An 18,625-nucleotide genomic window follows, 5' to 3' on the forward strand; every position below is an offset into this window, starting at 1 on the left:
CTCACAGTGGAAGACGAAATCCAGCAATCGGACGCTCCGACGCCGCGCATGCTCTCCTGGGCACGCAACTCGACGATTTATCGTCTCGAACGCCGCATGATGACCGAAAAGCAGCTTTTCGATGCGATTACGCGAAAGGCCAAGCAGAAGTTCGAAGACATCAGCCAGGCGCAGTTGAAGGCGCTTGCCGATTCGGCTGTCAAATTCGCTTACGATCAGCAGGCTCTTGACGACGTGGCTTATGCGGCGGTGAGCACCCGCTCGGCCGTGCGTGGCGGCAAGTCGAAACGGATCATCGCGCAGAAGCTCTCCCTGAAGGGGGTGGCGACCGATATCGTCGAGACCGCACTCGAGCATGCCGATGATTTGTTCGCCGCCGTCATCTTCGCCCGCAAGCGCGCTTTTGGGCCGTACCGGCGCGGCGAGCTCGATGAGACGCGAAAGGCCAAGGAGCTCTCAGCCTTCGCCCGGAACGGCTTCAGCTTCGAAATCGGCAAGAAGGTCTTTGCCATGAGCCTCGACGAAGCGGATGAGGTGCTCGAAGCCAGGCGAGCGCTTTAGCGTCTTCCGTCATCAAGGCTGCTTATGCCCGGATCACAAGTTTGCATTTGCCGCCTTGGTGTCGCGGCCATATCAATGGCGCAAATTTCGGAACGGGCAAATGGACCAGAAGACGTGCGAACCAGCGGCGAACGCAAGTGCTGCGGCGCTGACTGCAGCGGCACCCGCATTGTCCGGCGGTGTTGCCGGCGGCGCGCTGATGTGCCTGCTGTCGATGTCGTCCGTTCAGTTCGGCGCGGCATTCTCCTCTGGCGCGATCGCGGCTTACGGAGCTGCCGGTGCGTCCTGGTTGCGGCTTGCTTTCGCCGCCGTCATTCTTGCGATCGTCGTCCGTCCGCCGCTGCTTCGCTACAGCCGCGAGCAGTGGATCGGCGCATTGGTCCTCGGCACGACGACGGCGCTGATGACCATATCCTTTTTCGCCGCGATCGAGCGGATTCCTTTGGGACTTGCTGTCGCGATCGATTTCCTCGGCCCGCTTTCGGTCGCGACATTCGGTTACGGCCTGACCCGCCGCCTTGTGTGGCCGGCGATCGCCGCGGCGGGCGTTCTCTTCCTTGCCTATGATGGAGAGGAATGGGTAGGCAATCTGCCGGGTGTGCTCTTCGCCTTTGGTGCCGGCACAGGCTGGGCCTGCTATATCCTGTTGACGAAGAAAGTCGGAGCGGCGTTCAAGGGGTTGGAAGGCCTGTCGATTTCGCTGGTCGTCGCAGCGGTTGTGGCAACACCTTTCGGCTTTGCCGGTGCCGTCCCGAATCTTGATGGCTACGGTCTTATCGAGATGGCGGGCCTGGCGATCCTGGTTCCGCTCCTGCCATACACGTTGGAAATGATCGCGCTCAGGCGGATGACGACGGCCTCCTTTGGCATCCTCATGAGCCTGGAACCGGCCATCGGCGCGCTCGCGGGCTTCCTCATCCTGGCGCAGGCCATGACGCTGTTGCAGATGCTCGGCACCGCTCTCGTGGTTGCAGCAAGCGCAGGTGCGACCTTCTCGGCGGAAAAAGCTTGAATTAAACGGGCTTGCGCGCCGGATCGTCGAGTGCCGGGTTGTAGAACAGGGATAGTGTCAGGCTTTTGGCGATGCGTTCCGCCGTTGCCATGAACCACGCCTTTGCCTCGCCGTTGGGGGCAATATCGTCGAGGGTTGCGGCGAATAGCTCCAGCCATTGCGGGAAGAGCCCTGGTGTGATGTTGGCGACACCGAGATGCGCCTGGACCGGCTTGCCGCCGTAGGCGCCGCTGCGGAAGGCGACCGACGACCAGAAACTCTTCATCTTCGCCATATGCTCCGGCCAGCGGCCGGCGAGCCTCGCATCGAAAACCGGACCGAGTTCGGGATGCGCAAGGACACGGCCGTAAAAGGTCTCAACCAGCCTGTCGATGAAGGCGTGATCGATCTCCATGGCTTTCATTTCCGCTTCCGCGCGCTCGCGGATTGCGGCGACATGCGCCGCCCGTCCCTGTAGTTCATGATTCATATCTAACCCCGGCTTCGCCGCCTCTTACGGCGAACCCCATATAGGCATCCGCTGCTTCTAGCCAAAGGGGCAATTCGTCTCGCGGCAATCTGTTACATCAGCTGCCAGCGTCCTTGACGCTTTGCAGCGCACTCTTTAGATTTAGAATTATTCTAAAATGGAGTTTCGTCATGCTGCCCCGGTTTTTCAGATCATCCAAACGTTCATTCAAGTCATTGTCGGAGCAGGAAATCCTGGCGCTTGCAATCGCATCCGAAGAGGACGACGCCCGCATCTATCTCGCTTACGCCGACCAGTTGAAGGCGGCCTATCCCGCTTCGGCTAAAGTTTTCGAGGACATGGCGGAGGTCGAGGACACGCATCGAAAGTCGCTGATCGAGCTCCATCGGCAGCGCTTCGGCGAGCGCATTCCGCTCATTCGCCGCGAGCATGTCAACGGCTTCTATGAGCGCAAACCGGATTGGCTGCGCGCCAACCTGTCGCTGGAAGCCATGCGGCAGGAAACGGAAGCGATGGAGGAGCAGGCCTATCGCTTCTATGTCGAGGCGGCAAAGCAGACCTCGGACGCCTCGACGCGCCAGCTGCTCGGCGATCTGGCGCTTGCTGAACAAGGCCATGAAGACATTGCCAAAATGCTGGGCGATAAACATACGCCGGAGGACGTCAAGCATGCGGAAGACGAAACGGCGCGGCGGCAATTCGTGCTCACTTATGTGCAGCCCGGTCTTGCGGGGCTGATGGATGGTTCCGTCTCGACGCTGGCTCCGATCTTCGCGGCCGCCTTTGCGACGCAGGACACGTGGCAGACCTTCCTGGTTGGCCTCTCAGCCTCGGTAGGCGCGGGTATCTCCATGGGCTTTACGGAAGCTGCACATGACGACGGCAAGATTTCAGGCCGTGGCTCGCCGATCAAGCGCGGTCTCGCATGCGGCGTCATGACCGCGCTTGGGGGGCTCGGTCATGCGCTCCCCTATCTCATTCCACAATTCTGGACCGCGACGATCACGGCAGCCGTCATCGTCTTTTTCGAACTATGGGCGATCGCTTTCATCCAGAACAGATATATGGAAACGCCATTCCTGCGCGCTGCCTTCCAGGTGGTGGTAGGCGGCGGTTTGGTGCTCGCTGCCGGCATCCTGATCGGCAATGGGTGAGCGCAGTCCTATCCGCCTCCCTCACTCCTGTGACAAGCACAGGAAGAGGACCCAGGAGCAACGCCTCAAACAAAAAGGCCGGCATCGAGCCGGCCTTTTTCATTCGAATGACGAGATTTCCTATCTCAGAGCGCCGACCAGAACGTCGCGGCCGTTTTCGATGGTTACCCAGCGGCCGGCATTGTAGCTCGACTGCCGCTTGATGAAGGAATAGGGCGTATCGAACCAGGGCTTCACAGTGGAAGCGAGATTGTCGAGGAGGAAGTCGCCTTCGCCCGTGCGCAGCGTCAGCACGGCGTGACCTTCGCCATCCGGCTTGCGCACCACGGTCATCAGAAGGTTCGCCGGCTCAAAGCCGCGCTGAATCAGGATGCGGCGCTTCAAGAGCGCGAAGTCTTCACAGTCGCCCGCCGTTGTCGGATAGGCCCAGACTTCGTCCTTGCCGTAGATTTCCTTGTCGGTCATCGGGGTGATGGTGTTGTTGACGGTAGAATTGACGGAGCGGACGAGAGCCCACTTGGCATCAGTCATTTCCATCGGCGCCGCATTGCGGTCGGCGCCGCATTCAGCACGGTGAACATGGCAGAAATCATAATGGCCGATGGGCTGCGAGGTGGCGCCGCCGGTGACCATCGAGAGATTTTTGGTTGGGGCCGGTAAGGCGGCCGAAGACATCGCAAAGGTGGCCATCATGGCCACCAGGTAACCCTTGATCCGCACGCCCTATTCCTTGCATCGCCCTTTAATTCTTAACAAAGAGTTAACGGACGGGGGCTTGAGGTGTCAATCCTTAGGATCGTGCGACTCATTGACATGGTTAAAATGGCACACAAACCTGAGTTTGCGGCCTATATTCAACTTCGAAGCGCTTGTTGAAGCGGCTGATGGCGATTTTGGGTTAACGAATAAGGCCTTTGACCGCAGACAGCATCCGCTCAATATCCTGCGGCCGGGAAAGCCGATGGTCGCCGTCGCGAATGAATGTCAGCACAACATCATCGGCAGGCAGGTGTTCGGTCAGCTTAAGGGCGTGGGAGTAGGGGACGTCCGCGTCTTTCATTCCCTGCAGAATATGAACGGGGCAGCCTGTTTCGATGATCCCGGTCAGAACCCGGTTCTCACGGCCGTCCTCGAGCAGCCCACGGGTATAGATGTTCGGTTCCGGGCTGTACTCGGACTTTTCTTCGAAATAGCCTCGCTCGGCGAGCGACGCGCGGTCCTTCTTTTTGAGGTGCGGCTCGATGAGTTCAGAAGTGAAATCAGGCGCCGGTGCAATCAGGACCATGCCGTCAAGCTTCGGCGCGTTCTGCAATTTTGCGAGTTCCTGCGCCAACCGCAGGGCGATCCAGCCGCCCATCGAGGAGCCGACGAGAATGATGCTCTCCGGCTTTGCATGCAGGATGACGCCGAGCGCCTCTTCCAGCCAGCGTGAGATCGTTCCGTCGATGAATTTGCCCCCGGAAAGTCCGTGGCCCGAATAGTCGAGACGAATGCAGGCGAGTCCAAGTTCGCCGGCCAGCCGATCGAGCTCGACCGCCTTCGTGCCACTCATGTCTGACCGGTAGCCGGAGAGCCAGACGAAGGTCGTGCTCGGATTGTTCGACGTCGCCTCCCGAATGATGAAAGCAATCTTCCGCTCAGCATCGCCTTCGCCCACGGCCAGGAACTGCGGCTCGGTTGTGGAACTTGCTTCGGACATTGCGGAAACTCCTGTTGTTTTGCGCCTATAAAACAGATTCTTGACAGGCTGACAGCAGGTGATTTTTCCGCTAAAGCGTGTTAATGACTCCGTTGCAGCAATAACAAGACCTTGTTTGTGCCCCCGACGGGAGTGCTAAACTGCAGCAATCCGAAACAACTCGAGGAGAGTACGACCATTCGCAGACCTTTTAAAACCGACGCGCCCGTGAAGGAAGGGCCGCGTTCGAACCGGGAAATCCGTATTCCTAAGGTTCAGTTGATTGATGCTGAAGGACAGAATTTGGGCGTGGTGCCCACCGATCAGGCCCTGAGAATGGCTGAAGAAGCCGGCCTGGACCTCGTGGAAATTTCTCCCAACGCCGAACCGCCTGTGTGCAAGATCCTCGATCTGGGCAAGCTGAAATACGCTAACCAGAAAAAGGCCGCCGAGGCGCGCAAGAAGCAGAAGATCGTCGAAGTCAAAGAAATCAAGATGCGTCCGAACATCGACACCCATGATTATGAGGTGAAGATGAAGGCGATGGGCCGCTTCTTCGAGGACGGCGATAAGGTGAAGGTGACGCTGAAGTTCCGCGGCCGCGAAATGGCCCACCAGGAACTCGGCATGAAGCTGCTTCAGCAGGTCAAGGCCGATACGACCGAATTTGCCAAGGTCGAGGCTGAACCGAAGCTTGAAGGCCGCCAGATGATGATGGTGCTCGCGCCGAAGTGAGCGCGGTCCTCATCGATGCATCAAAGCCGTCCGCAAGGGCGGCTTTCGTGTTTCAGTGAGGGCGAAGATTCCTTTCCCGCCCCGTTGCACTTTCACAGCACTGCGGGTATAAGCGCGCGTCCGAACTGACCGGCAGGGCATGCCGTGGCAGTTTCGAATGCTTGCGGACCGGTTTCGTCACCGGAGCTGCGGATCAACAACAAACGCTCCCGCACCTTGTTGCGACGGCCGGATGACCGGACATCGCAGGAGGGCTTTTTTGAAGAAGCGCGCAGGGAGGACAGAAACGGAGTAGCAAAATGCCCAAGATGAAGACGAAGTCCTCTGCCAAGAAGCGGTTCAAGATCACCGCGACCGGCAAGGTCAAGGCTGCCGCTGCTGGCAAGCGCCATGGCATGATCAAGCGTACCAACAAGTTCATTCGCGACGCACGTGGCACGATGGTTCTCGCAGAACCCGATGGCCGCAAGGTCGTCAAGAACTACCTGCCGAACGGTCTCTAAGACTATTCCGCGAACGCTTTAGATTAAGGAGATCATGAAATGGCACGTGTAAAAAGAGGCGTCACCGCCCACGCCAAGCACAAGAAGGTTTTGAAGGCCGCTAAGGGCTTCTACGGCCGCCGCAAGAACACCATCCGCGCCGCGAAGGCCGCTGTCGATCGTTCCAAGCAGTACGCTTACCGCGACCGCAAGATCAACAAGCGCAACTTCCGCGCTCTCTGGATCCAGCGCATCAACGCTGCCGTCCGCGAATTCGGCCTGACCTACGGCCGCTTCATCGACGGCCTGAACAAGGCTGGCATCGAAGTCGACCGCAAGGTTCTCTCCGACATGGCGATCCATGAGCCGGAAGCATTCGGCGCGCTGGTCGCAGCCTCCAAGAAGGCTCTCGAATACCTCAAGGAAGCCGGTACGAAGAACGAGTTTGAAGGCGCGGTCAAGTAACCAGCGCTTCCCAGGCTTTATGCTTCAATGATTTTGGGAAACCCGCGCTGGTTTGGGCTGGCGCGGGTTTTTCTTTCTCTGTACTCCTTTGCCCGGCCGGCGTCCGCCAGCCTCCAATTGCCCGCCTGATCCTGGACGGAAAGAATTGACGATGTCAGATATCGACCAGCTCAAATCATCGCTGCTTGCGGAAATTGCTGCCGCCAATGACGAAGCAGCGCTCGAAGCCGTGCGCGTCGCCGCCCTCGGCAAAAAGGGCTCCGTTTCCGAGCTCCTAAAGACGCTTGGCGCGATGACCCCCGAAGAGCGCCAGACCAAAGGCGTTGCGATCAACAGCCTCAAGAACGAGGTGACGGATGCAATCGCCGCGCGTAAGGCGACGCTCAAGGAAGCGGCCGTCAATGCCCGTCTGAAGGCCGAGACGGTCGACATCAGCCTGCCGGTCCGGTCCTCGCCGGCGGAGCGCGGGCGCATTCACCCGATCAGCCAGATCGTGGACGAGATTACCGCGATCTTCGGCGATATGGGCTTCTCCATTGCCGAAGGCCCGGACATCGAAACCGACTACTACAATTTCACGGCGCTGAACTTCCCTGAAGGCCACCCCGCCCGCGAGATGCACGACACCTTCTTCTTCAATCCGGATGAGAACGGTGAGCGCAGGGTGCTGCGCACGCACACCTCGCCGGTGCAGGTGCGCACCATGGAGGCGCAGAAGCCGCCAATCCGCATCATCATCCCCGGCAAGACCTACCGCCAGGATTCGGATGCGACGCATTCGCCGATGTTCCACCAGGTCGAGGGCCTGGTCATCGACAAGAAGGCGAATGTCGCCAACATGCGCTGGGTCCTCGAGGAGTTCTGCAAGTCGTTCTTCGAGGTCGACAGCGTGACGATGCGCTTCCGCCCGTCGTTCTTCCCGTTCACCGAGCCGTCCTTCGAGGTCGACATCCAGTGCGACCGCTCCGGCCCGATCGTCAAGTTCGGTGAGGGCACCGATTGGATGGAAATCCTCGGCTGCGGCATGGTCCACGCCAACGTGCTCCGCTACGGCGGTCTCGATCCCGATGAATATCAGGGCTTTGCCTGGGGCATGGGGCTCGATCGCATCGCCATGCTGAAATACGGCATGCCCGACCTCCGCGACTTCTTCAATGCCGATATCCGCTGGATGACCCATTACGGCTTCCGCCCGCTCGACATGCCGACGCTGTTCGGCGGTCTGAGCGCTTAAGGGAGGATTGAGATCATGAAATTCACGCTTTCCTGGCTGAAGGATCATCTGGAAACGGATGCCACACTCGACGAAATCTGTGCGCGCCTTACCGCAATCGGGCTCGAGGTCGAGGACGTCGACGACAAGGCGGCCTTCAAGCCTTTCGTCATTGCAAGGGTCGTGTCGGCGGAAAAGCATCCGCAGGCCGATCGCCTGAAGGTTCTTTCGGTCGATACCGGTAAGGGCACGCCGATCCAGGTCGTCTGCGGTGCGCCGAATGCGCGGGCGGGGCTCGTCGGCGCGTTTGCCGCGTCCGGGACCTACGTTCCCGGCATCGATGTTACACTCTCGGTTGGCAACATCCGCGGCGTCGAAAGCCATGGAATGATGTGCTCAGAGAAGGAGCTGATGATCTCCGATAACCACGATGGGATCATCGACCTGCCGGAAGATGCGCCGGTCGGCACGAGCTACGCCGCATACGCCCATCTCGACGACCCGGTCATCGAGATCAACCTGACGCCGAACCGTCCGGATTGCACGAGCATTTACGGCATCGCGCGCGACCTGGCCGCTTCTGGCCTCGGCACGCTGAAGGCGCGGGCAGCCCCCTCTTTCGCCGTCGACGGCGAAACGCCTGTCAGGGTCAAGCTCGATCTCGATGACGAAAAGCTTTGCCCGGGCTTTGCGCTCCGCCTCGTGCGCGGCGTCAGGAACGGTCCGAGCCCGCGCTGGATGCAGCAGCGTCTGCTGGCGATCGGCCTGCGCCCGATCAACGCGCTGGTCGATATCACCAACTACATGACCTTCGATCAGGGCCGGCCGATGCACGTCTTCGACGCCGCCAAGGTCAGCGGCAATCTCACGGTTCGCCGCGCGAAGGAAGGCGAGACGGTGCTGGCGCTCGACCAGCGCGAATACAAGCTTGGACCCCACAATGTCGTCATCGCCGATGCGGATGGCATCGAGTCCATCGGCGGCATCATGGGCGGCGAGCATTCGGGCTGCGACGAGAACACAACGGACGTGCTGATCGAGTCCGCTCTCTGGGATCCGATGAACATCGCCAAATCCGGCCGCGGCCTCGGTATCATCACCGATGCCCGCTACCGCTTCGAGCGCGGCGTCGATCCGGAATACATGGTTCCCGGCCTCGAGCGCACGACGGAACTGGTGCTCGAACTCTGCGGCGGTACGGCCGCCAAGGCCGATGTCGTCGGTTATAAGGGTTATGAGCCCAAGATCGTCGACTTCCCCTTCTCCGAGGTCAAGCGCCTGACAGGTCTTGAGGTTTCCACTGAAGAGAGCACCGAGATCCTGACGCGTCTCGGCTTCAAGGTGTCCGGTTCGGGCGAGCGCGTTTCCGTCGCCGTTCCTTCCTGGCGCCCGGATGTGGATGGCAAGGCAGACCTCGTTGAGGAAATCATGCGTATCCACGGCGTCGACAACATCAAGCCTGCGCCGCTGGAAAGTCATGCGGCCGTCAACGGCAAGATCCTGACGACGCTGCAGATCCGCACCCGCACCGCCAAGCGTGCGCTCGCGTCGCGCGGCATGCTGGAGGCAGTCACCTGGTCCTTCATTTCCGAAGAGCAGGCGAAGCTCTTCGGCGGCGGCTCGCCGGCGCTGAAGCTTGCGAACCCGATTGCGGCTGAAATGTCCGACATGCGCCCGTCGCTGCTGCCGGGTCTGCTGACGGCCGCTCAGCGCAATGCCGACAAGGGCTATGGCGACGTCGCGATTTTCGAAGTCTCCGGCACTTACGAAAACGACCGGCTCGAAGGCCAGCGCCGCGTCGCCGGCGGTGTCCGCCGTGGGACGGCCTCGCTGTCAGGCGCAGGCCGCATGTGGTCGAACAATGGCAAGGGCGGCGGCAAGCCCGTCGATGTCTTCGACGCCAAGGCGGATGCGCTGGCCGTCATCGAAGCCTGCGGCCTGCCGATGAGCAATATCCAGATCGAGCAAGGTGGACCGGAATGGTACCACCCCGGACGCTCCGGCACGATCAAGATGGGACCCAAGGTCATCCTCGGCTATTTCGGCGAGTTCCACCCTTCGACGCTCGAAGCGCTCGATGTGTCTGGCGCTCTCTGCGGCTTCGAAGTTTATATCGACGCGATGTCCGAGCCGAAGAAGAAGGCGACGCGGACCAAGCCGGCGCTGGAGCTTTCGCCCTTCCAGGCGGTCAAGCGCGACTTCGCGTTTGTCGTCGACAAGTCGGTGGAAGCCGGTTCCATCATCAAGGCCGCTTCCGGCGCCGACCGCAAGCTGGTGACGGCAGTCAACGTCTTCGACATATTCGAGGGTGCTTCGCTTGGCGAAGGCAAGAAGTCCGTTGCGATCGAAGTGCAGATCCAGCCGGTCGAGCGGACGCTGACGGACGAGGATTTCGAGGCCCTGACTGAGAAGATCGTGGCGAATGTGACGAAATTCACTGGCGGCGTGCTGAGAAGCTGATTGGTCCTATAAAAAGAAAAGCCGGCGATCGCCGGCTTTTTGCAATTGTCGCTCCGAAAAAAGAGCGCGCTTCCAGTTCCGTCAGGCAGCGCGATTGGCCTTCTGGTTCGCGGCGGTGACGGCGAGTTTCGTGAGTGTCTTGTCGGTTGCCGTCTCTTCCTGCAGCGTCTGGTCGAGCAGGGCGACGGCGTCGTTGTAGCCGAGGGTCTGTGCCCAGGTCTTCAGCGTGCCGTAGCGGGCGATTTCGTAGTGCTCGACGGCCTGTGCGGCAGAGATGAGCCCCGCATCGACGGCGGCCGTCCCCTTGAAGTCTTCCATGATCTCTTCGCCTTCGGCGATGATGCCCTGGATCGCTTCGCAGGTCTTGCCCTGGGCGCGCTTGCCAGCTATCTCGAACACCTGCTGCAGGCGCTCGACGTGCCCCTCGGTTTGTTCTTTGTGCTTTTCAAAGCCTGCCTTCAACTCGGCGGATTGGGCGGCTCGTGCCATCTTCGGCAAGGCGCGCAGGATCTGCCGCTCGGCAAAGTAGATATCCTTCAGGGTATCGTGAAAGAGATCTTCGAGTGTTTTTTCCTTGGCCATTTCTTCGATCCTTGCTGTGTGGGGTTTGAGGAACCCTAAAAGAAGCGATCGGCTTCGAAATTGTTCCGTAAAGTGCGCAATTTCCGGGTGGCTCCGGCCGAGCGGCGAGGTAGGCTCGTCCCGGCGATGAGGAGAGTCGGATGAAGAAGCCGGGATCGATGAAATCTCTCGAGGACATGGGGCGAGTGCGGCTCTCAAAGAATTTTTTCTTCCGCGATTTTCTGCATTCGGAGATCGCTGATTTCTATCGCATCCCGAACATTCCGGACGAGCCGGAGCTTGCGGTCGAGGCAGGAAAGCGGTTGTGCGAGGAGCTGCTGGAGCCGTTGCAGGCAACCTTCGGCCGGCTGCATATCCGCTCCGGCTACCGCGCCGCCGCCGTCAATGCGTTCGGAAACAAAAACAAGCTCAATTGCTCGACCAATGCCTCGACCGCCGCGGACCATATCTGGGATCTGCACGACTTCGACGGCTGTATAGGTGCGACAGCCTGTGTGGTCGTGCCGTGGCTAGTTGATAACTACAGCAATGAGGAGGACTGGCAGAAACTTGCATGGTGGATCCACGACCACCTGCCTTATGCCGCGCTCTGCTTCTTTCCGAAGCTATGGGCCTTCAACATTCAGTGGCATGAGCGGCCGAAGCGTGTGATCCAAAGCTACGTCCGGCCGCGAGGCATCCTGACCAAGCCCGGCATGGCGAACTGGGAAGGCGACCATTCAGAATTCTACGAGGGCTTTCCGCCGCTCAGAAATTGATGCGGTAGCGGATGTGGCCGTCGTTCTCGACGTAGCTGTCGTAGAGCGCGCGCGCTGTCTTGTTCTCTTCGCTCGTATGCCAGTAAAGCCGCGACCAGCCGTTCTTCTTGGAAAGCGAAACGAGGTCATCCATCAAAGCCCGGCCCACCCCTCTGCCGCGGGCAGCGGGATCGACGAAGAGATCTTCGAGATAGCAGTCCTTGCCGTGAATCCATGTGCCTTCATGCGTCAGCGACAATGTGAAGCCCATCACCTTGCCGTCGACTTCCGCAACGCGCATGAAGATTGCCGACGCCGGATCGAAAATCCGGCGCCATGTCGAATCGGTGATGGTCTCGTCGACCGTGACTTCGTAGAACGCGAGGTAGTCCTTCCAGAGTTCGCGCCAGCGCGCTTCATCGTCTGGCGTCGCATCGCGGATCGTTACGGTCATAGCGTCACTCCTCAGGTTCCCGCCTTGTCGAGTGCCCTCATCGCGTCCTCTGAAAGCTTGAGTGTTGCCGCCTTCACAAGGCTATCAAGCTGCGAAAGGCTCGTAGCACTGGCGATCGGCGCCGTCACGCCTTTCTTGTTGAGCAGCCAGGCGATCGAGATTTCGGCAGGTTTGGCGCCGGTCTCGGCGGAGATCTGATCGAGGGCGGCCAGGATGCGCACGCCCTTGTCATCGAGATATTGGGCGACGCGGTTTTCGCGCGCCTTGCCTTCCGTGTCGGCCTTGCTGCGATATTTACCGGAGAGGAACCCGGCTGCGAGGCTGAAATAGGTGATGACGCCGATGTCCTCCTTGACGCAGAGATCGGCAAGCGGCCCCTCGAAGCTCGAGCGCTCATAGAGATTGTATTCAGGCTGCAGCACGTCGTAGCGCGGAACACCGGCCTTCTCTGCGGCATCAAGAGAGGCCTGAAGCTGGCTGGCATCGAGGTTTGAGCAGCCAATCGCGCGAATCTTGCCCTGTTGCTTCAGCTTCGCAAAGGCGCCAAGCGTCTCTTCATAAGGCGTATTCTCGTCGGGCCAATGAGACAGATAGAGGTCGATATAATCCGTCTGCAGGCGGCGGAGCGAATCCTCGGCGGCCCTGAGGATATATTGCTCCTTGAGCGTCCTGCCTTGCCCCATGTCGGAGCCGACCTTGGTGACGATGATCGCCTTGTCACGCGAGACCTTTTTCTCTTTCAGCCATTTGCCAATGATCTCCTCTGAATCGCCGCCCTTGTTTCCGGGCACCCAGGAGGAATAGACGTCGGCCGTATCGATGGTGTTGAGACCCGCGTCGAAAAAGGCATCGAGAATATCGAAGGAGGTCTTCTCGTCGGCCGTCCATCCGAAGACATTGCCGCCGAAGACGATCGGGGAGATTGAAAGACCTGTTTTTCCAAGCCGGCGCATTTCCATGGCGCGCTCCTAAATTACTGATTTAACTGAAAGTGCAGACGCAGCAGAACGCCGCCGGGAGTAAACTAGCGCAGTTTCGAAGCGCGCGAAACCAAACTTCCGTGAATTGCGCCAGCGCCATTGCGTGAACTCAACCCGCTGAATAAGGTTGCCCTCATTCAAGCTCAGGGAGGCTCAAGCCATGCTACGTTTCGGTATCATCTCGACCGCAAAGATCGGCCGCGAACTTGTCGTTCCCGCCATTCAGGATGCGGAAAACTGTGTTGTCACCGCCATTGCCAGCCGCGACCTTAAAAAGGCTCGGGAGATGGCCGATCGTTTTTCCGTACCGCACGCCTTCGGCTCTTACGAAGAGATGCTCGCTTCCGACACGATCGATGCCGTCTATATTCCGCTGCCGACGTCGCAGCATGTCGAATGGACGATCAAGGCGGCCGACGCCGGCAAGCACGTGCTTTGCGAAAAACCGATTGCGCTCAAGGCCGATGAAATCGACAGCCTGATCGCCGCCCGCGATCGCAACAAGGTCCTGATCACTGAGGCCTATATGGTCACCTACACGCCGGTCTGGCAGAAGGTTCGTGCTCTGCTGGCCGACGGCGCCATCGGCCGCCTGCGCCATGTCCAGGGCGCATTCACCTATTTCAACCGCGATGCCGGCAACATGCGCAACATTCCCGAGCTCGGCGGCGGCGGACTGCCCGATATCGGCGTGTACCCGACGATCAGCACGCGCTTCGTCACCGGCAAGGAGCCGCTGCGCATCCAGGCCGTGACCGAACGCGATCCAGATTTCGGCACCGATATCTATTCGAGCGTGAAGGCCGATTTCGGCGATTTCGAGCAGAGCTTCTATATTTCCACCCAGATGGCGGCTCGTCAGGTCATGGTCTTCCACGGCACGGATGGCTTCATCGAGGTCAAGTCGCCCTTCAATGCGGACCGCTATGGCGCCGAGGAAATCGAACTCACCAACCGCAACCATTCCGAATCGCAGATTTTCCGTTTCCCCGATAGCCGCCAGTACAAGTGCGAGGCCGAAGCTTTCGCCCGCGCTGCAAAAGGCGAAAAGGAGGAGGTTGTAACGCTCGAAAGCTCGAAGCTGAACCAGAAGGTAATCGACGCGATCTACCGCGCGAGCGAGAAGGACGGCTGGGAACCCGTCTGATTATTCGCTGCGAAAGACGAAGCGCGAATAGCCGAAAAAGCTAAAGACCATCGATGCGGCGGTGGCAAGCACCATCGCCGCCAGCGGCTGCAGGGCGGGCACCGCGAGCAACAGGGCCGCGTAGAGGCCGTAGTTCAACACAGCCGCAATCAGCAGGATGGCGAGGATGCCGGGGCGTCCGATCGACAGCCGGTTTCCAAGCGTGAGATCGATGCCTTGCAGCATCGCAAGCATAATGCCAAGGCTCGCAAGAAGGCTCACTATCCGCGTCAGGAGCGGGCCGAACGCAGCATTCAGCAACAAATGGAAGAACAGCGCATCTGCCGCCAGTCCGAGCAGCAACAATGCGGCAAAGCGCAGAAGCAACTCACTTCGGTTGGCAGAGATATCAGCCATTGATCGCCAGCATGCCGGCAACAATGAAAGCCGCGCCAATGACGTAACGCACAGTGAGGGCTTCCCCGAGAAAAACTTGCGCCAGCAGAGGCACGAAGCAGAATGTCAATCCCATGAAGGAATAGGCGATCGTCAGCGGGACGGCTTTCAGAACATAAATCCAGATAACTGTCCCAAGCCCATAAAGGAGCAGTGCTGCGAGCAGCACGGGATTGAGAAGCAGCGCGAGGATATTGCGGGCACTGAGCTCACCTGCAGTGGCGCTCGTCAGTTTGAACAGCACTTGACCCGAAGCGATCAGAAGCGGTGTGCCGACGAGCCCAATCCAGGTACCCGCTGAAAACGTGGAAAGCATCGAACCGTCCTTCAATCCGCTGTGTCCCTCTCTTCCAAATAGAAGATGTCACGGCCGATATCCTCGCAGACGTAAACTGGCGGCACGGGCTGAACCGCCCTCAGGAACGAATGCGTATAGGGGAAGAAGTTGAAGTGTGGATTGAACGTATATCGGTACTCGCGTTCCCGCGGCACGACGATGATAAGGCGGCGTCTTGCGATCCGTCGTAGTTCTGCGACTGCCTGCCGGTAGTCGAGAATATGTTCGATGACATGCGTGCAGATAACCGTGTCGAACTCCGCGTCGGCGAAGGGGAGGGTTTCGACCTTGGCCGCAACATACTCGATGCCGGAAAGGCGTGACGCGTCGTCTATTACGAAATCGACACCCGTGAGGCGGCGGAGCTTCGAATGCGCCGATTGAATGCGGCTAAGCAGTGCGCCCGTGCCGCAGCCGATGTCGCAGACGCTCCCTCCCACGATAGATCCGAGAATGCGGCTGATGCACGCCGCCGAATTGTCGGTACCTTCGTGAACGCGAGGGTGGTTGCGGTAAAGCTCAGCATATTCCTCTGCCGAAAGGAACGGTGCACGCTCGCGAAACCTCGCCAAATGCTTGATGTGGTCGCCCCAGACGCGCTGTGCAGCCCAGCGGAAAGCTCCTGAATCGCGGGCAAACGGCGGTAGAATGTCTTCCAGCACGAAACGAATGCGGTTTGTGGTTTCTCTGTTCATGGAAACGGCGTCACCTTTGAGCGGAATCAACTATGCGGTACGGGCGGCCCTGCCGCTTTGGGCGGCTCCAATGGGCTTTTCTGGCTTTGTACTCTGGCTCGGCGCGGTGATGTCGAGGTAATGGATCCGCAGCTGCTCGGCACGCGAGCGGGCGACTGAATCAAGGATCAGGCCTGCCGTGAAAACCATGAACGAGATCATCATCAGCGCCATCGAAAGAACCCATGTCGGCATGCGGTTGACAAGGCCCGTTTCGAAATACTCCGCCAGCACCGGCGCCATGAAGCCAAGGCTCGACAACATGGAGAACGCGCTGATGAGGCCGAAGAACGCAAAGGGCCGCGTTTCCTTCATCAGCATGGCGAACATCCAGAGGATTTTGCCGCCGTCCTTGAAGGTCGAGAGTTTCGAGTGCGAGCCTTCGGGACGCCGGCCGTAATCGAGTTCCAGTTCAGCGACCGGAAGTTTGAGCCGTGATGCATGCACGGACATTTCGGTCTCGATTTCGAAACCACCGGAAACGGCCGGGAAGCTTTTGACAAAACGACGCGAGAAAGCCCGGTAGCCTGAGAAGATATCGGTGAAATCCGGCCCGAAGATCGTGCGGTAGAGAATGTTGAAGATGCGGTTGCCGAAAGCATGCCCGTTGCGTCCTGCATCCGAGTGAACGCCGCGTCGCGTTCCGATCACCATGTCGGCGCGTTCTGTCACCAGTGTGCGGATCAGTTCTTCGCCGTCCTCCGGCGCATAGGTACCGTCGCCATCGGCCATCAGATAGACGTCCGCGTCGATATCGGCGAACATGCGGCGCACGACATGACCCTTCCCCTGCCGCCGTTCGCGCACGACGGAAGCACCGGCCAGCATGGCGTGGAGCGCGGTTCCATCAGTCGAATTGTTGTCGTAGACGTGGATCTGCGCATGGGGCAGTGCTGCCTTAAAACCGCGAACGACCGCGCCGATCGTCGCCGCTTCATTGTAGCAAGGCAGCAGTACGGCAATGTTCAGGGCCTGCGATCGCGTCATTGTCGTGCTCGCCACTATTGGTTGGCACATAGTCTAAAACACACGGCGTTAATAAGACCCTACGGTCCAAAAAGAAGTCGGCTGCCGGACCGCACGCTTTACACTTTCTTGATCTGCAAGGGCTAAGTTTCGCCCGGCTTAGGGCGGGATGAGCTCGAATGGCGAACGTCGCAGGAATGACCGGCAATTCAACTTCCAGAACTCCGCCGTCCGTCGGGTGGCTTGCAGCTGCGCGCAAGCTGCTCACGCGCCTGTGGCCGTCAGTGTTCATCTACAGTGCCGTGCTGATCGCAAGCATTTTGCCGGTGAAGCTGATCGGCGCGAAGGACTATGTTGGACCGGACAATGACGACGGCATGCGGCTCGTCGAAGTGCGGGATTTTCTTTCCGGCCAAGGCTGGTTTGATTTGATGCAATACCGCCTGGGTGTCGACGGGACGCCGATGCACTGGTCGCGGCTCATTGATCTACCGATCGCCGCACTCATCAAATTCTTCGGATTGTTTTTCGCTGGCGAGCAGGCGGAAGCTGTCGCGCTTGCGATCTGGCCCGTGTCGCTCATCATCCCGCTCATGCTTGCAATGGCAATTGCGGGCCGCCGGATTGGCGGTGCGCCTGCCATGCACATTTCGCTGGGGATGACAGCGTTGGGGGTCTGGACCACCAGCCGCTTCATGCCAGGCGCGATCGACCATCACAACGCGCAGATCGGGCTCGTTGCGATGATGACGGCGATGCTTCTCGATGAGAGGCATAGCATCCGGAGCTATGTCATCGCCGGCCTGACTGCGGCACTGGCGATCGCCATCGGGGTCGAGACAACGCCTTTCGTCGCTGCGGTCTGCATCGTCGTCGCTCTTCATTGGGCCGTAGAAGGACAAGCCTTCCGCAATGCGGCCAGCGCTTTCGGACTGACGCTTGCGCTGGCCATCAGCGTCCTGTTCTTTTCAACAGTAGCGCCGCATCTGTACTCGACCGTGACTTGCGACAATTTTTCGCTTGGATTCTATAGTCTCGCCGCAATCGGGGGCGGCCTCCTTGCGGTTGCCGCAACTTTGGCAAGCCGGTCATCACGAACGAGCCGTTTCGTTGCACTCGGCGGCATCGGCATCGCGGTCGCGGCGTCCGCCGTCGTGATTGCACCCCAGTGCCTGCATAATCCGCTGGATGATCTTGACCCGATGCTTGTCAAGCTCTGGCTGAACAATATCTCCGAGGCGCGCTCTGTTGTTGCCATGATCCGCGCCGAGCCGTTTGGCGTCGGCGCCCTTTATGCGGTCGGTCTCCTGGGCATTGCTGTTTGCGCGTTCAGGATTCTCTACCGCGACAGGGTGCGAGTCCACGCCATACTGCTTTTCCTGCTCGTCGTCTGCTGGGGCATCGGTCTCATGCAGGTGCGGGGGGTCCCTTTTGCAAACCTGATCGCGATTCTGCCGCTCGCGCTGCTCGTCATCGATATCCGCCGCATTTCGAACAACGATCGCGAAAATGTCGTGATCGCGTTTTGCTACATCATGCTGGTACTCGCAAGCGTGCCGGCTGTCTGGGCCGTCGGCGGAGCCCTCATCGAAATGCAGAGGCAAACGCAGGAGGCGAAAGAGGACGAAAACAAGCCCTCATGCAGATCGAGAGAGGCTCTTGCGCCGCTCAATGCAATGCCTGTCGGCATGGTGGCGGCCTCATCTGAACTCGGCGTGCCGATTCTTCGCTTCACCGGCCAGCATGTCCTGACCGCCCCTTACCATCGCAATCCGCAAGGCATGCTGACGGAGATGCATATCGGCCTCTCTGAACCGAAGGATGCGGAGGCCTTTTTGAGAGGGGCAGGCGTCAGTGTATTGGCTTTTTGCCCGGACGATTATCCGACGATGCAGTTTGCGAAACTGAAGCCGGACGGCCTCTATTCGCAATTGGCGAAGGGGAATGTGCCATCGTACCTTCAGCCGCTTCCCAAGGCCGAGGCTTCCGGTGTGCAGTTCTTCCTTTTTAAACCGGAAAATTGA

At 59.5% G+C, this 18,625-nt stretch carries 21 protein-coding genes; 11 read left to right on the forward strand and 10 right to left on the reverse strand.

The window, feature by feature from the left end; translation table 11 throughout:
- Positions 1 to 6 precede the first annotated feature (6 nt).
- The gene (recX, locus tag HGP14_RS00900) at positions 7 to 561 is read left to right on the forward strand and encodes a recombination regulator RecX (RefSeq protein ID WP_168827967.1); all 555 of its coding nucleotides are present in this window, start codon (positions 7 to 9) and stop codon (positions 559 to 561) included.
- Positions 562 to 661: 100 nt separating this feature from the next.
- Positions 662 to 1,573 (forward strand): DMT family transporter, encoded by a 912-nt coding sequence (locus HGP14_RS00905; protein WP_168827968.1) that lies wholly within the window; start codon positions 662 to 664, stop codon positions 1,571 to 1,573.
- Between the two features lies 1 nt (position 1,574).
- Here HGP14_RS00905 and HGP14_RS00910 read toward each other — a convergent pair whose 3' ends face one another.
- Positions 1,575 to 2,042, reverse strand: coding sequence for a group III truncated hemoglobin (locus HGP14_RS00910; protein WP_168827969.1), 468 nt, complete (start codon positions 2,040 to 2,042; stop codon positions 1,575 to 1,577).
- 170 nt (positions 2,043 to 2,212) lie between these two features.
- On the opposite strand from HGP14_RS00910, the gene mbfA reads away from it, so the two are divergent.
- Complete coding sequence (gene mbfA / locus HGP14_RS00915; protein ID WP_168827970.1) at positions 2,213 to 3,196, forward strand: iron exporter MbfA; 984 nt, start codon at positions 2,213 to 2,215, stop codon at positions 3,194 to 3,196.
- A 120-nt stretch (positions 3,197 to 3,316) separates the two neighbouring features.
- Here mbfA and HGP14_RS00920 read toward each other — a convergent pair whose 3' ends face one another.
- On the reverse strand, positions 3,317 to 3,916 hold the full coding sequence (locus tag HGP14_RS00920) for a transglutaminase-like cysteine peptidase (RefSeq protein ID WP_168827971.1): 600 nt from the start codon (positions 3,914 to 3,916) through the stop codon (positions 3,317 to 3,319).
- Positions 3,917 to 4,094: 178 nt separating this feature from the next.
- Positions 4,095 to 4,895, reverse strand: a complete 801-nt coding sequence (locus HGP14_RS00925; RefSeq protein ID WP_168827972.1) for a carboxylesterase — start codon at positions 4,893 to 4,895, stop codon at positions 4,095 to 4,097.
- Between the two features lie 177 nt (positions 4,896 to 5,072).
- On the opposite strand from HGP14_RS00925, the gene infC reads away from it, so the two are divergent.
- From infC to pheT, 5 genes are all read left to right on the forward strand, one after another.
- On the forward strand, positions 5,073 to 5,609 hold the full coding sequence (gene infC / locus HGP14_RS00930) for a translation initiation factor IF-3 (RefSeq protein WP_168828734.1): 537 nt from the start codon (positions 5,073 to 5,075) through the stop codon (positions 5,607 to 5,609).
- Between the two features lie 299 nt (positions 5,610 to 5,908).
- Positions 5,909 to 6,112: a 50S ribosomal protein L35 gene (gene rpmI, locus HGP14_RS00935; RefSeq protein WP_004108077.1), complete on the forward strand. Its 204-nt coding sequence runs from the start codon at positions 5,909 to 5,911 to the stop codon at positions 6,110 to 6,112.
- Positions 6,113 to 6,151: 39 nt separating this feature from the next.
- Positions 6,152 to 6,556 (forward strand): 50S ribosomal protein L20, encoded by a 405-nt coding sequence (rplT, locus tag HGP14_RS00940; protein ID WP_168827973.1) that lies wholly within the window; start codon positions 6,152 to 6,154, stop codon positions 6,554 to 6,556.
- A gap of 151 nt (positions 6,557 to 6,707) precedes the next feature.
- Entirely contained in the window at positions 6,708 to 7,790 is a 1,083-nt protein-coding gene (gene pheS, locus HGP14_RS00945) for a phenylalanine--tRNA ligase subunit alpha (RefSeq protein ID WP_168827974.1), read from the forward strand.
- Positions 7,791 to 7,805: 15 nt separating this feature from the next.
- Positions 7,806 to 10,229 (forward strand): phenylalanine--tRNA ligase subunit beta, encoded by a 2,424-nt coding sequence (pheT, locus tag HGP14_RS00950; protein WP_168827975.1) that lies wholly within the window; start codon positions 7,806 to 7,808, stop codon positions 10,227 to 10,229.
- Positions 10,230 to 10,310: 81 nt separating this feature from the next.
- Here pheT and HGP14_RS00955 read toward each other — a convergent pair whose 3' ends face one another.
- Positions 10,311 to 10,811: a ferritin-like domain-containing protein gene (locus HGP14_RS00955; RefSeq protein ID WP_168827976.1), complete on the reverse strand. Its 501-nt coding sequence runs from the start codon at positions 10,809 to 10,811 to the stop codon at positions 10,311 to 10,313.
- A gap of 140 nt (positions 10,812 to 10,951) precedes the next feature.
- Between HGP14_RS00955 and HGP14_RS00960 the strand changes: the two genes are divergently transcribed.
- Entirely contained in the window at positions 10,952 to 11,569 is a 618-nt protein-coding gene (locus HGP14_RS00960; RefSeq protein ID WP_168827977.1) for a hypothetical protein, read from the forward strand.
- On the opposite strand, the gene HGP14_RS00965 is transcribed toward HGP14_RS00960, so the two are convergent.
- Together HGP14_RS00965 and HGP14_RS00970 are read right to left on the reverse strand one after the other, a co-directional pair.
- Entirely contained in the window at positions 11,559 to 12,002 is a 444-nt protein-coding gene (locus tag HGP14_RS00965) for a GNAT family N-acetyltransferase (protein WP_168827978.1), read from the reverse strand. The genes HGP14_RS00960 and HGP14_RS00965 overlap by 11 nt on opposite strands.
- Positions 12,003 to 12,013: 11 nt before the next feature.
- Positions 12,014 to 12,961: an aldo/keto reductase gene (locus HGP14_RS00970; protein ID WP_168827979.1), complete on the reverse strand. Its 948-nt coding sequence runs from the start codon at positions 12,959 to 12,961 to the stop codon at positions 12,014 to 12,016.
- A gap of 181 nt (positions 12,962 to 13,142) precedes the next feature.
- Between HGP14_RS00970 and HGP14_RS00975 the strand changes: the two genes are divergently transcribed.
- A complete protein-coding gene (locus tag HGP14_RS00975; RefSeq protein ID WP_168827980.1) occupies positions 13,143 to 14,129 on the forward strand; it encodes a Gfo/Idh/MocA family protein in 987 nt (328 codons plus the stop codon).
- Here HGP14_RS00975 and HGP14_RS35375 read toward each other — a convergent pair whose 3' ends face one another.
- The 4 genes from HGP14_RS35375 to HGP14_RS00995 are packed head-to-tail and all read right to left on the reverse strand — an operon-like array spanning position 14,130 to position 16,622.
- Positions 14,130 to 14,564, reverse strand: coding sequence for a GtrA family protein (locus HGP14_RS35375; protein WP_246704338.1), 435 nt, complete (start codon positions 14,562 to 14,564; stop codon positions 14,130 to 14,132).
- Positions 14,518 to 14,880: a transporter gene (locus tag HGP14_RS00985; protein ID WP_168827981.1), complete on the reverse strand. Its 363-nt coding sequence runs from the start codon at positions 14,878 to 14,880 to the stop codon at positions 14,518 to 14,520. The genes HGP14_RS35375 and HGP14_RS00985 overlap by 47 nt, the downstream gene beginning before the upstream one ends.
- An 11-nt stretch (positions 14,881 to 14,891) precedes the next feature.
- Positions 14,892 to 15,596 (reverse strand): bifunctional 2-polyprenyl-6-hydroxyphenol methylase/3-demethylubiquinol 3-O-methyltransferase UbiG, encoded by a 705-nt coding sequence (locus tag HGP14_RS00990; protein ID WP_168827982.1) that lies wholly within the window; start codon positions 15,594 to 15,596, stop codon positions 14,892 to 14,894.
- Between the two features lie 30 nt (positions 15,597 to 15,626).
- Entirely contained in the window at positions 15,627 to 16,622 is a 996-nt protein-coding gene (locus HGP14_RS00995) for a glycosyltransferase (RefSeq protein ID WP_168827983.1), read from the reverse strand.
- 176 nt (positions 16,623 to 16,798) lie between these two features.
- Between HGP14_RS00995 and HGP14_RS01000 the strand changes: the two genes are divergently transcribed.
- Entirely contained in the window at positions 16,799 to 18,625 is a 1,827-nt protein-coding gene (locus tag HGP14_RS01000; RefSeq protein WP_168828735.1) for a hypothetical protein, read from the forward strand.

It is taken from the genome of Rhizobium sp. P32RR-XVIII, assembly GCF_012641395.1.
Classification (GTDB): Bacteria; Pseudomonadota; Alphaproteobacteria; order Rhizobiales; family Rhizobiaceae; genus Rhizobium.

Coding starts and splice junctions, on each gene's coding strand:
- HGP14_RS00905 (WP_168827968.1), top strand. CDS start 662: ATGGACCAGAAGACGTGCGAACCAGCGGCGAACGCAAGTGCTGCGGCG.
- HGP14_RS00910 (WP_168827969.1), bottom strand. CDS start 2,042: ATGAATCATGAACTACAGGGACGGGCGGCGCATGTCGCCGCAATCCGC.
- mbfA (WP_168827970.1), top strand. CDS start 2,213: ATGCTGCCCCGGTTTTTCAGATCATCCAAACGTTCATTCAAGTCATTG.
- HGP14_RS00925 (WP_168827972.1), bottom strand. CDS start 4,895: ATGTCCGAAGCAAGTTCCACAACCGAGCCGCAGTTCCTGGCCGTGGGC.
- rpmI (WP_004108077.1), top strand. CDS start 5,909: ATGCCCAAGATGAAGACGAAGTCCTCTGCCAAGAAGCGGTTCAAGATC.
- rplT (WP_168827973.1), top strand. CDS start 6,152: ATGGCACGTGTAAAAAGAGGCGTCACCGCCCACGCCAAGCACAAGAAG.
- pheS (WP_168827974.1), top strand. CDS start 6,708: ATGTCAGATATCGACCAGCTCAAATCATCGCTGCTTGCGGAAATTGCT.
- pheT (WP_168827975.1), top strand. CDS start 7,806: ATGAAATTCACGCTTTCCTGGCTGAAGGATCATCTGGAAACGGATGCC.
- HGP14_RS00955 (WP_168827976.1), bottom strand. CDS start 10,811: ATGGCCAAGGAAAAAACACTCGAAGATCTCTTTCACGATACCCTGAAG.
- HGP14_RS00960 (WP_168827977.1), top strand. CDS start 10,952: ATGAAGAAGCCGGGATCGATGAAATCTCTCGAGGACATGGGGCGAGTG.
- HGP14_RS00965 (WP_168827978.1), bottom strand. CDS start 12,002: ATGACCGTAACGATCCGCGATGCGACGCCAGACGATGAAGCGCGCTGG.
- HGP14_RS00970 (WP_168827979.1), bottom strand. CDS start 12,961: ATGGAAATGCGCCGGCTTGGAAAAACAGGTCTTTCAATCTCCCCGATC.
- HGP14_RS00975 (WP_168827980.1), top strand. CDS start 13,143: ATGCTACGTTTCGGTATCATCTCGACCGCAAAGATCGGCCGCGAACTT.
- HGP14_RS00985 (WP_168827981.1), bottom strand. CDS start 14,880: ATGCTTTCCACGTTTTCAGCGGGTACCTGGATTGGGCTCGTCGGCACA.
- HGP14_RS00990 (WP_168827982.1), bottom strand. CDS start 15,596: ATGAACAGAGAAACCACAAACCGCATTCGTTTCGTGCTGGAAGACATT.
- HGP14_RS00995 (WP_168827983.1), bottom strand. CDS start 16,622: ATGACGCGATCGCAGGCCCTGAACATTGCCGTACTGCTGCCTTGCTAC.
- HGP14_RS01000 (WP_168828735.1), top strand. CDS start 16,799: ATGACCGGCAATTCAACTTCCAGAACTCCGCCGTCCGTCGGGTGGCTT.